The organism is Desulfolithobacter sp. (assembly GCF_054025815.1).
Map to the genome: position 1 here is coordinate 1 of NZ_JBPMMS010000011.1, position 10,941 is coordinate 10,941.

Below are 10,941 nucleotides of genomic sequence, written 5' to 3' on the forward strand. Positions count from 1 at the left end.
CGTAAAAAGTCCATCACACTCTAGAGATGGCTAAGCATAAAAGTTCGATATACAAGGCGTAGCGGTGTCGGCCAAGCGGAGGCGTACATGGAGTACGTCGAGCATTGGCCGTACCCGCTACAACGCAGTAGATCGGACTTTTTGCGACGCCATCAAGTGGAAAGTCCACGGAAATGAATGAGCGCTCATTTGTTTTTTTCTGGCGCAAACACGGGTTTTTCTCATCCTGTGGGACTTTGTAGCGGCAGAGGAGGGGGGTCAATATCTGCCAAGGTATTGGTCAAGATCAAGGCCCTGGTCCTGGTATTTTTTCAGTTTCCGCCAGAGGGAGACCCGGTCGATCCCCATTATCCTTGCCGCTTTGGATCGGTTGCCGTCCACGCTTTTGAGTACCGACAGGATATAATTCCGCTCGTGTTCCTCCAGGCTGTGCAGGTCGGAGTGTGCCGGAGTGGTTGGCACTGTTGCCGGTGTGTCATGTCCTGGCAGGTCCGGCGGCAGATGGCGGACCTTGATCTCGTCTTCGTTGCACAAGGCCAGGGAGCGTTCGATGATATTTTCGAGTTCGCGGACATTGCCCGGGTACTCATAGGCGGTGAGGAAATCCAGGGCATCGGCTGAAATGGTTTTGACCTTCCCGTCGGTGGCCGGGTGTTTGGCAAGGAAGTGGCTGATCAGCAGCGGGATGTCATTCCTACGTTCCCGCAGGGGTGGAATGAAGAGAGACACCACGTTGATACGATAATAGAGATCCTTACGGAATGTCCCCCGGGCCACTTCGTCTTTGAGGTCCCGGTTGGTTGCAGCAAGGATACGGCAATCGATGGGTATCTCCCGGGTGCCGCCGACCCGGAGGATCTTTTTTTCCTGCAGGACCCGCAATAGTTTGACCTGCATGGTGAGCGGCATCTCACCGATTTCGTCGAGCAAGATGACCCCGCCTTCGGCCGATTCCAGCAATCCCATCCGGAAGCCGGTGGCGCCGGTAAAGGCCTCTTTCTCGTGGCCGAACAGCTCGTTGAGCATCAGTCCTTCGCTGAGGGCCCCGCAGTTGATGGGCAGAAAACGCTTGTTGGCCCTGGGGCTCAGTTCGTGGATGGTGGATGCCACCAACTCCTTGCCGGTCCCTGTCTCACCGGTGATGAGGACATGGCAGTCGAGCTGGGCCACCTCGGCGATATCGTCCTTGAGCCTGAGTATGGCCGGGTTCTGGCCGATGAACTGGACTCGCCGTTTGCCGTTGATCTGCTGCTTGAGCAGCAGGACTTCCCGTCGCAGCCTGGTTTTTTCCAGGGCCTTTTCAACCAGCTCCTGTAATCTGGGGATTTTGAACGGTTTTGGCAGGTAGTAGAAAGCTCCCTTGAGCATGGCGTCCACAGCAGAGTCCACGGTGGCAAAACCGGTGATGATGATGACTTCGGCATCAGGTTGTTTTTTCTTGACGGTCTCCATGAGCTGCATACCATCCATTTCGGCCATGCGCAGATCGGTGATAACCAGGTCAAATCGGGTCCGTCCCAGGTGATCCACAGCCTCAAGGCCGTTGTGCGCGGTCTCCACCTGGTAACCCTCCCTGGTCAGGACATGGGCTATATTCTCGCGGTTGACGATTTCGTCATCCACAACCAGGATGTGGATGGGGTGTTCTGCTGCCAGCATGACTAATCCTGTGGACGGGTGACGTGGTATGGTTTCGCCCCCGGCCCGGGGACCAGTGGCAGGGTGATTATAAAAAGGGTGCCCATGTTCTTGCGGCTTTCAGCACGAATACTGCCGCCGTGTCTCCTGATAATACCATGGGCAACAGACAGGCCAAGGCCACTCCCCTTGCCCTCGGACCTGGTGGTGAAGAAGGGATCAAAGATGTATGGCAGGGCATCGGGGTCGATTCCCCGACCGGTATCCCGTATCCGGATCACCACCCGGTTTCGCTGATGCTGGGCGGAAGCGGAAAGGATGATTTCCCCCGGAGGATCGATGGCCTGGATGGCGTTGATCAGGAGGTTGAGGAAGACCTCGGTCATTTTCTGGCTATCCATGGGCAGGGTGATCTGTCCGTCGATATCGCTCAGGATACTTATGCCCGGCGGCACTTCGTTTCTGGCCAGCATCACGGCCTTGTCGATCACCTCGACCAGAGAGCGGGGAGAGATCGTGAAGTTATGTTCTCTGGAATATTCCAACAGGCTGCTGACTATCCTGCTGGCCCGTTGGGCTTCCTCGTCGATGGTTTGCAGCAATTTACGGATATAGGAGAGATCCCCCTCTTCCAGTTCGTTCAGTGCGATCTGACTGGAGGTGGAAATGTTGTTGAGGGGATTGTTGAGCTGGTGGGCTGTTCCCGAGGCGATGGTGCCCAGGGAAGAAAGTTTATGGGCTTCCAGCAGGCGGACCTGATCCGCCTCCATCTCCCGGGCAATGGAATAAAAGGCGTGAAAAATATCGGTTGTTTCAGAAGAGCATCCTTTTGAAGGCTCCGGTGGAATGACTTCAAAGCAGCCCTTGGCGATGGAGCGGGCTGTCTTCTCCAGCTTTTTCAGGGGGCAGAATATCCCCCGCCACAGAGAAAGGAGCATGGCCGCCAGGAGCAGGATGGATACGATGAAAAAAGCGACTATCTGGTCTCTTAGCCTGGACACCATCGTCTGAAGGTGATTCTCCTCTTCCCGGACCAGCCTTCTTGAAAGCTCCTGCAGCCGTGCCCCGGCCATGTCTGCCTGGCGGAGGCTTGTCGGGGTTGCCGTTCCCTTGCGGAGCGAATCCCGGATGCGGAGCATGGTCTGCCGATAGTGGTGACTTGCCTTCATCATCTTCTCCAGTGCCTGGCTGGCGTGGGTGTTGATGATACGTCTCGACAGGGCGAGCCGTTTTTCGTTGATGCGTTGTTGAAGCTCCATGTTGTTGTTCAGGTCCTGTTGGCGGTGACCAATGATATATTTTTCCTCGGCCTGTCTGAGCATCTCGATCAGCATGTTCAGTTGACCGGCCTGGACAAGGTGGTCGAGTTCACGGTTGAAATTCCTGAAATCCCGAAGTGGCACAAGGACGAGAAGCCCGAGGATGGTAATATAGGCGATACTGTTGAGAATCAGTCTGTTGAGATGGGTTAGAGGAAAAAACATTGGATGGTTCGTCAGCGTTCTGGTTTGTTTCCAATGGGTGTGTGTTGCAAAAAGCATCCGTGTTGCAAAGGGCAACGTTTCTGTTGCCCTCACCTTGCTGTCCGGGAAAAGAGTCGGTTTCTTTTTTGTTCCCGGTTTTTCCGCCGGACACTGCTTATTTCACTATAGCCGTTGCAGGAGATCCGGGCGGAAAAAATGGTCCCTGTCCGGTACAACCCAGGGCCAGTGTCGTAAGAGCCGTATTTTTTCAGTAGCGTTGCGCCGGTTGATAGAAAATATGTATCATACGTTGTGGTTGTTTCGGCAGAGGGATGACGGCCGGCAATATCGTTGCTGATGTTTTCACCTGCTGTTCTCTGGACGACAGGAAGATTGCCACGGGCCGGCTACCTGGTTGCATTTTGTAACATTTTGCCGGCAGAAAAGAAAGTCCGCGCGTGAGAATATTGTGAGGTGTGTATCGTAACCTGTTGCTTGGTCGTTATAATTTTCGTTGTAGATGTTGTGGTACGTTTTGTGCTTCCTGGAATCTCTGGTTCAGGTCAACACTACATGGACATGGAAAAATTGTTGAGTATGGATGAAGTCAGGAAGACCGTACCGAAAATCCTGGTTGTGGGCGGGGATTCATTTTCCGAGCCTTTGATGGAGTATGCCCTGAAGATGGCGCAACGGCTGGACTTCGAAATCATTTCTCTTAATATCGGCGAGGACATGCTTACCCTGTCCGGGACAGAGCGGGAACAGGAGGAAGTCCGGTTCTATGAACGGGCGAAAAGTTCGGCGGCAGATTTTGCCGAACAGGGGAGAAAGATGAGCGTTAATGTGACTTCGGTGATCGATATCAATGAGAAAAAGAAGGCCATTGCCGAAATGGAGAAGCAGGATTCTTCCATCCGGTATATTCTGTCTGAACCGGAGCCGGGTCGTATCGGGACAGCCGGTGGTAGGGTGGTGAATCCGGTCTTCAACCTGGTCTGTTCCAGGTGATGAAGAGCCTGTCAAGGCAGCAATTCCCGATATGGCCTCAATGCCTGAAATAGGGCGGTATCTGGAAAAGTCGTTTCGTAAACTTTTATATCTATCATCTTGTTTTTATAAAAAATTTATTTGAAAAAACCTGATTTTTTGCTTGACATAATCCGTGAAATCGGTCGCGATTTTTCTTGTGATATCAATATGTTACAAGGAGAATCGAGATGTCGTCGCTCAAAAATATCGTTAACCGGCACCGTAACTCGGGAAAAACGTTTCGCAGGATAAGAATGCGCTGTCATCTTAATGCAGATAAACTCTACGCACGCATACGGACCGATTTCGACATGGTCCCGGACCATCGGGCAAGCAACAGCAGTATTGCCATGACCGATGCCCTGCTGTCCGGATTTGCCATGTTCTGCCTGAAGGATCCTTCATTACTTGCCTTTGAAAAGCGCAAGCAGGAAGAACCTGAAAGTCTGCACGAGGTGTTCGGTATTAGCCGCATTCCCAGTGACACCCAGATGCGCACTATCCTTGATCCTCTTGATGTCAGAACTATCCGGCGCCCCTTCAAAACCATATTTGCCCAACTCCAGCGAGGAAAAGTGCTGGAAAAGATGACCTGGTTGGGCGGGTACCATCTGCTGGCCCTTGACGGAACCGGCATCTATACTTCTGAAAAAATGGGTTCAGCCTACTGCCTGCGCAAAAGAAAGCGCAACGGTAAGGAGGAGTATTATCAGCAAATGTTTGCCGGTGCCTTTGTCCACCCTGAACGTTCCGAGGTGATCCCCACCTGTCCGGAAATGATCGTTAAGCAGGACGGCATAAAAAAGAATGACTGTGAACGAAACGCTGCCAAACGGTACCTGGCGGATTTCCGCCGGGAACATCCCCACCTCAAAACCATAGTGATCGAGGATGGGCTTGCCTCCAATGCCCCGCATATCCGGGAGCTGGAGAAACATGATCTGCGCTATATCCTTGGGGTAAAGCCCAACGATCATGAGTATCTGTTCCAGTTGGTAGACGAGGCTGCTGCCTCGGGAGAGATCAGCGAATTCCACCTGCCCGATCCGGATAACCCCGAGGTGCATCACTGTTTCCGTTTTCTCAGCAATGTCCCTCTTAACAAAAGCAGCGAGGACTCGTTACGGGTCAATTTCCTGGAATACTGGGAAACAGACAATGCGGGCAACATCCGGAACCGATTTTCCTGGGTAACGGACATCTCCATCAGCAGAGATAACGCCTACGAGATCATGCGTGCTGGCCGCTCCCGATGGCGTATTGAGAACGAGGCCTTCAATACCCTGAAAAATCAAGGTTACAATCTGGAACATAACTACGGCCTGGGCAAGCAGCACCTGAGTGCGGTATTTGCCCATCTGTTGATGCTTGCTTTCCTGGTGGACCAAGTTCAGGAGCTGTGCTGCCCACTGTTTCAGGCGGCCCGCGCTAAATGCGGCACAAAACGGTATCTCTGGGAAAGGATTCGAGGCTTTTTCAGTGAATATATTGCGCCATCCATGGAGGTGATCCTCCACTACATTGTCCACGGTATTCCCAAAAACAGAAAGCGCATAGAGGCGCCATGGGACTAGCGGCCGTTCGGAATATCAAATTGTCAAGGATCATGCCTTTCCGGGAAACAGATGCCGGAAAGAAGACCGGAGAAGTAGGTTCAATTTTCGGCTTTTTCTCCGGTAAAACAGTACTCGCAGCCTTTCTGAGCTCATTTTAGGTCAGGAAGCGGTACAAATGAATCTGAGCTGCGCAAATCTCACCCACTTTTGTCGGAGTGAGGGCTAAAGCGGGAATGGCTGCTGTCAAGGTGAGGCTGATGCGCGCCTGACAGTTGCTTGAAGGAGTTCGGTCAGGTAACGGATTGTATTTTCATACAGAGAAGGAGACAAACACATGGCAATCATAACAATATTCAGTGCGGACTTCTGCAGGGAGCAGGAGGTGGTCAAAGAGCTGATCAGCAAGACCAACTTCAGGTTGACCACCACGGATCAGATCGTTGCCGAGGCAGCGATGCTTGCCGGCATGGATGAAGCCAAGGTACGACGGGCTCTGACCCTCAGGACTTCGGTTTTTGAAAAATTCACCCATGAGAAACAGTTTGCCCTGGCCCACATCAAGCTGGTCCTGTCCAAGATGCTCATGGTTTCCGCGGGCCGGGACCTGATCCTGACCGGCTATTCCAGTCAGCTCATCCCCAAGGAGATCACACATTTTTTCAGGGTAGGCCTGATTGCCGACAAGCAGTACCGGATCAAGGTCGCCATGGAGGAGCGGGGGGTGTCCAGCCGGGAGGCCGAAAAGCTCATCGCCCGTCTTGACGAGGAACGGGTGCAGTGGCTGGCAAAATACTGCGGTATCCAGGATGCATTCAATCCCGCTGATTATGACCTCCTCATTCCCATGAACAAGGAGTCGGTCAAGGATGCCGCCGAACTGATCATCAGTTACCTGGACAAGGATATTCTGCAGCCTACACCAAGCTCGGAACAGGCTGTGGAGGATTTTAACCTCCAGGCCATGGTTGAGGTGGCCCTGGCTAAAAAAGGCCATGATCTGACCGTGCAGGCGGTCAATGGCAAGGTCAAGATCATTATCAACAAGAACGTTACCCGCCTCAACCGGCTCAAGGAGGAACTGAAAAGCATTGTCGAGCAGGTCGATGGTGTCGATGAGGTTGAGATCGGCTTGAGCAAGGATTTTCACCAGACCGACGTCTACAGAAAGTACAACATGGAGATGCCTTCCAAGGTCCTTCTGGTCGACGACGAGCAGGAGTTTGTCAAGACCCTGTCCGAACGGCTGGCACTGCGGGACATGGGATCGGCGGTGGTACATGACGGTGAGTCGGCCCTGAGCCTCATCGAGCATGACCAGCCCGATGTCATGGTTCTCGACCTGAAGATGCCCGGAGTCGACGGTATCGAGGTCCTGAAGCGGGTCAAGGAGAGCAATCCGCAGGTGGAGGTCATCATCCTTACCGGCCACGGTTCTGAAGAGGACAGGAAGAAGTGTATGGAACTCGGCGCCTTTGCCTACCTACGGAAACCTGTGGACATTGCCAAGCTGAGCAGTGTGATCAGGGAGGCGCATGAAAAGGTCCGCAGGCAGAAGAAGTAGCGGTGGACCGGAGATGTCGCTTTTCAAGCGGATAAAGTTCTCGTTCTGGAATCACAAGGAGCGGGTTGCCAGGGCCGAGGGGCAACAGTATATCTTCCGCAACAAGTGGAAAATGCTGGCAGCGGGTATCTGTCTGCTGACCCTGGTGCCCCTGGGAGTATCCACCATTTTTTTCTACCAGAACAGCAAGGAGCAGGCGATCCGGGAGCTGCTCGAGGAAACCACGGTGTTTGCCGCGGACACGGCCTTGGATGTCTATATGTTTCTCAAGCAGTATATCATGGTGCTCCAGGTCATCGGCACCATGTACGGTAAAGAGCAGCTTTCCAGACCCGGGGTGCTGGAGGAGATATTCGCCAGTATGGCCAGGACCGATGACGCCTTAGTCCATCTCGATGTCCTGGGTGCCGAGGGTCATGTCCTTGCCAGCAGTTGCGCCGACCCCCACTGTGTCCGGCATCAGGATATCAGGTGGATCGACGATCTCCAATCTGAAAATTTCAGTATGGGGCATATCTCTGATAGGGAAGGGAGACACTATCTTTTTGTCCGGGTCAGGGTCGCTGCCGACAACGGGGATGTCTTTTACCTGCGCGGTCTGCTGCCACCAGATGCCATCAAAGGTTTTCTTGCGAAACTTGAACTGGAGGATATCGTTGATGTCTTTATCGTGGACAGCGGGAATTTCCTTCTGACAGAATCCTTCTATTTCGGACCTTCCGGGCAGAAGGCTCTCGTGCCCGATACCGGGGACCTGCCAGCCGCCATCATGATCGACAACCCCAGGCCGGACAGGGTTGGCGGAGCGATCCTGTTTTCAGGCACAGACTATATCGGCGGCACGTCCATGAAGCTTGGCATGGTGGTGTCGGAGCGGAACCTGGAAAAGTTCAAGAAGCGTATCCACCATTATATCATAGGCCTTTTAACACTTTCCACGATCTTTTTGCTCCTTGTCGTTTTTACGCTGGTCACCTACGTGGTGCAGAAGCTGTACCAGGCAGATCTACGGCGCAGGGAATACCTCGACCAGGTGGCGAGAACCGACAAACTTGCTTCTATCGGCCGGCTTGCCGCCGGTGTCGCCCACGAGATCAACAATCCGCTGGCCATCATCAACGAAAAGGCCGGCTTGCTCCAGGATCTCGTCAGGTACAACGACGAGTACCACCACGACGAACGACTGCTCGCAATCACGGATTCCATCATTGCGGCTGTGGAGAGAGCTGGAACCATCACCCATCGCTTGCTGGGGTTCGCCCGGCAGATGGACACCTCTGTGCAGGCCATGGATGTGGAGCACGTGGTACGCGAGGTGGTCAGTTTTGTCAGGAAGGAGGCAGAGTACAAGGCTATCACCATTGATGTCGAGGTGGCCGGGGATGTGGGTGAGATTATCAGCGATCGCGGCAAACTGCAACAGATCCTGCTCAACCTGCTCAACAATGCCATAGCTGCCACGGATACGGGTGGTCGTATTGAAATCACTGTTCGCAATCTCCGTGATGAACATGCTGTTGCTCTGACGATCAGTGACAATGGCTGCGGTATCAGTGAAGAGAACCAGAAAAAGGTCTTTGAACCATTTTTCTCCACCAAGACCAAAAACGGGGGCACCGGCCTGGGGCTGGCCATCACCTACGGCCTGGTACGGGATCTGCGTGGTTCCATGGAGCTGGAAAGCGTGGTCGGTCAGGGGACGACCTTCACCATAATCCTGCCGTACGAGATTTCAACAGAGGAAGAATAGGTCATGCGTGTACTGCTCGTTGATGATGAGAAGGAGTTGGTTTCCACGCTCGCGGAAAGATTGTCGTTTCGCGGTATTGCTGCCGACTGGGTGACCAGCGGGGCCGATGCTCTGCGGGAAATGGAAGAAAATGAATATGATATTGCTGTACTCGATGTCAAGATGCCCGGCATGGGAGGGCTTGAGCTGGCGCGTGAAATACGCAGCCGCCAGCCCGATCTCGAAATCATCTTCCTGACCGGACATGGCTCGAAAACAGACTTCGACGAAGGCGTCAGCCAGGCCGGAGAGGGATATTACCTTGCCAAGCCCGTTGACATCGAGATCCTGGTAGAAAAGATGAACGCCGTCCTTGGCTGACGCGCCTCCACCGGGAGATCAGGAGGATCCGGTCGTTACGGGCACGCCGGCTTTGTACGGTCATGCGACCTGGAAACGGTGCCAAGAATCCGGGGTACCGGGCCGGCTGATATATTGTGCGATGCAACGGCAAACCGTACAGAGCTGCCGGCCCGGAGACGGGTCGGTCAACAGGAGGTCACTGTGGATATCAAGTGGGATATTGCCGGACCGAGCGGTCTGCGGTTTTTCGGCAGGATGACCGCCTCTGCGACCCATGAGCTGAACAACTGTCTCGGGATCATCAACGAAAATGCCGGCCTGCTTGAAGATCTGGTGTTGATGGCACAGCAGGGGATGGAGGTGGATCCAGAGAGATGGGTTACCATCTCCGGCAGAATCAGCAGCCAGGTCCGGCGGGCGGAGGAGATCACCCGGCGTCTGAACGGGTTTGCCCACAGTGTGGACAGTGACCTGATCACGGTTGATATCTGCTCATTGGTCAGTATGGCAGCCTCGCTCTCGAAACGTTTGCTGGCTGAAAGCGGGGTCGTGGTTACGATCGAGAAGAAGGCCGAGGGGATCCTGGTGCCTGTTGCTCCCTTTCAGTTTCTTCATCTGCTCGGTCGTTGCCTCGAATTTGCCGGTCGACATGTTGCCGGACCGGAAAGGAATCTCCGGATGACCTGTCACCGTAGCGCAGCGGGAGTGGCTGTTATTGGCATCTTTGGTTTGGCCCTGGATGGAGACGAGGTGTTTCCCGGTGTGATCGAACAGGCGTTGATGGAATCCCTGGCTGTCACGCTTCGACAGGGGGAGGGCCGTGACGGCCTGTTGCTCGGCATCGGGAAAGGCGATCTTCATGCGGGCGGATAGCACGATGCTGATGTCAGCGGAGTCGTGATCTTTTTGAGTGGGGGCCGCTCTGTTGAGCGATGGTGCCTGTGAAAAGTTTCCGTGCCTGCGCCTGTAGATACAGGAAGGCAGACATGATGGCGTCGCAAAAAGTCCGATCTGCTGCGTTGTAGCGGATACGGCCATGCTCGACGTACTCCATGTACGCCTCTGCTTGGTCGACACCGCTACGCCTTGTATCTCGAAATTTTATGCTGAGCCATCTTTGAAGTGTGATGGGCTTTTTACGAGTCCATCAGATATGAAAGAGAACACCTGGATATGCAGTGCTGGAGGAGAGGTGTTTTCCTGGGTACGTTCAATTTGTGAAGGAGGAAGAGGAATGAGAAACGGATTGCATAGAATGTTGCTGGCACTTGGCGTCGCAGGGGCATGTCTCCTGTTGATAACGGGTGTGGCCCTGGCTGGGGAGGAGGCGGTCAAGACCGTTACCCTGACCCCGCGGATGGGGGTGGTCATGGGGGTGCTGGTCCTCGCCATCCTGCTGTTTATCTTCGAGTTCGTCCGCGTGGACGTGGTCGGCATCATCATGATGGTCATTCTGCCCATCCTGGGTGTGTTGACGCCCAAGGAGGCCATCAGCGGCCTGTCGAGTAACGCCGTGGTCTCCATCATCGCCGTCATCATCATCGGTGCCGGCCTGGACAAGACCGGCTGCATGAATGTACTGGCGCGCAATATCCTCAA

At 54.0% G+C, this 10,941-nt stretch carries 9 protein-coding genes; 7 read left to right on the plus strand and 2 right to left on the minus strand.

Translation table 11 applies throughout. The features are described 5' to 3' along the window. Window positions 1-258 precede the first annotated feature (258 nt). Window positions 259-1,659, minus strand: a complete 1,401-nt coding sequence (locus ACXJJY_RS02450) for a sigma-54-dependent transcriptional regulator (protein WP_456385119.1) — start codon at window positions 1,657-1,659, stop codon at window positions 259-261. A gap of 2 nt (window positions 1,660-1,661) precedes the next feature. Beyond that, window positions 1,662-3,122, minus strand: coding sequence for a sensor histidine kinase (locus ACXJJY_RS02455; RefSeq protein ID WP_456385120.1), 1,461 nt, complete (start codon window positions 3,120-3,122; stop codon window positions 1,662-1,664). 552 nt (window positions 3,123-3,674) lie between these two features. Between ACXJJY_RS02455 and ACXJJY_RS02460 the strand changes: the two genes are divergently transcribed. The 7 genes from ACXJJY_RS02460 to ACXJJY_RS02490 form a co-directional block, all read left to right on the plus strand. After that, complete coding sequence (locus ACXJJY_RS02460; protein WP_456385121.1) at window positions 3,675-4,112, plus strand: hypothetical protein; 438 nt, start codon at window positions 3,675-3,677, stop codon at window positions 4,110-4,112. 209 nt (window positions 4,113-4,321) lie between these two features. Then, on the plus strand, window positions 4,322-5,707 hold the full coding sequence (locus ACXJJY_RS02465) for a transposase (RefSeq protein WP_456385122.1): 1,386 nt from the start codon (window positions 4,322-4,324) through the stop codon (window positions 5,705-5,707). Window positions 5,708-6,023: 316 nt separating this feature from the next. After that, entirely contained in the window at window positions 6,024-7,250 is a 1,227-nt protein-coding gene (locus ACXJJY_RS02470; RefSeq protein ID WP_456385123.1) for a cytidylate kinase-like family protein, read from the plus strand. Further along, window positions 7,222-9,000: a sensor histidine kinase gene (locus tag ACXJJY_RS02475; protein ID WP_456385124.1), complete on the plus strand. Its 1,779-nt coding sequence runs from the start codon at window positions 7,222-7,224 to the stop codon at window positions 8,998-9,000. The genes ACXJJY_RS02470 and ACXJJY_RS02475 overlap by 29 nt, the downstream gene beginning before the upstream one ends. Before the next feature lie 3 nt (window positions 9,001-9,003). Next, window positions 9,004-9,360, plus strand: a complete 357-nt coding sequence (locus ACXJJY_RS02480; RefSeq protein WP_456385125.1) for a response regulator transcription factor — start codon at window positions 9,004-9,006, stop codon at window positions 9,358-9,360. 183 nt (window positions 9,361-9,543) lie between these two features. Next, window positions 9,544-10,215 carry a sensor histidine kinase gene (locus tag ACXJJY_RS02485; RefSeq protein ID WP_456385126.1) on the plus strand — a complete coding sequence of 224 codons (672 nt, stop codon included), beginning with the start codon at window positions 9,544-9,546 and terminating at the stop codon, window positions 10,213-10,215. A gap of 361 nt (window positions 10,216-10,576) precedes the next feature. After that, on the plus strand, window positions 10,577-10,941 hold a 365-nt coding region (locus ACXJJY_RS02490), incomplete at its 3' end, for an SLC13 family permease (protein WP_456385127.1).